At 59.5% G+C, this 828-nt stretch carries 2 protein-coding genes; one reads left to right on the forward strand and one right to left on the reverse strand.

Annotated elements, in window-relative coordinates:
• Window positions 1-15: 15 nt before the first annotated feature.
• Window positions 16-618, reverse strand: a complete 603-nt coding sequence (locus AC58EF_RS28570) for a TetR/AcrR family transcriptional regulator (protein WP_497279750.1) — start codon at window positions 616-618, stop codon at window positions 16-18.
• On the opposite strand from AC58EF_RS28570, the gene AC58EF_RS28575 reads away from it, so the two are divergent.
• The coding region (locus AC58EF_RS28575; RefSeq protein WP_497279752.1) for a VOC family protein at window positions 611-828 on the forward strand (218 nt) is incomplete at its 3' end. The two genes, AC58EF_RS28570 and AC58EF_RS28575, sit on opposite strands and share 8 nt — an antisense overlap.

Genomic DNA, 828 nt, shown 5'->3' on the forward strand with positions numbered 1-828 from the left:
CGAAAGAAGCGAGGATCAAGGATCGACTGGCGCGACCATTCCTAGATAGCCGAAAACGGCCCGCTCCACTCGATATCGAAGACATGTCATGTCTGTCTCGCCGCGTTCTCCAGAGGCATCGTTGATGCCCTTGATGATCGCCAGGCAGTCCGCGGCAGTGGTCTCAAGCCGATCAGGCAATAAGCCCGGCACAAGGCGCATGATCGATCCGAGCATGGTGGTGAGGCTGTCTGCCGCATCTGCTTGCTGATCGCGTAGCGGCAACCGCAGTTCCTCGAAATCCAGCAGGCGAGCGAGGACCGGGCGATGCATCTGATGCGCCGCGCATGCTGCGATGACATCGCGCAAGGCCGCGCGTGGATCGGTGATCTCGATCGCGGCAATGTCACGAAGCAATTGCGCTTTTTCCCGCTCGATCAGCGCTGCCGTCAAGGCGTCCTTGCCCGGGAAGTACTGGTACAACGATCCCACGCTGACCCCGGCCAGTTCCGCGACGGCATTGGTGTTGTACCCGTCGAACCCCTTGGCTTCGAGAATGCGAGCAGCCGCCTCTAGGATCGCGCGGACGGTCTCTGCGGATCGGGCCTGTCGCGGCGTCTTGCGCGGGGTGATGGGCATTTCAGGCAAGGCGCGGGCTTCCATTGGGAATGCGAGTTGTGAAGATGAGTTTAAGCTCGCATTTTTGCGCCGTCCACTGACAAAAGAAGGCCCCGCAATGAACACGCCCATTTCCGAAACCGCAGCATTCTCCACTAGGCTCAATCACATAAGCTTCCCCACCGGGGATGTTGCGGCAACGTCCTCGTTCTTCGAAAGATATCTCGGCTT

Source organism: Sphingobium sp. WR1, from assembly GCF_059693745.1.

Bases quoted from the DNA above. Each gene is read 5' to 3' on its own strand.
- AC58EF_RS28570 (WP_497279750.1), bottom strand. From the start codon at position 618: ATGCCCATCACCCCGCGCAAGACGCCGCGACAGGCCCGATCCGCAGAG.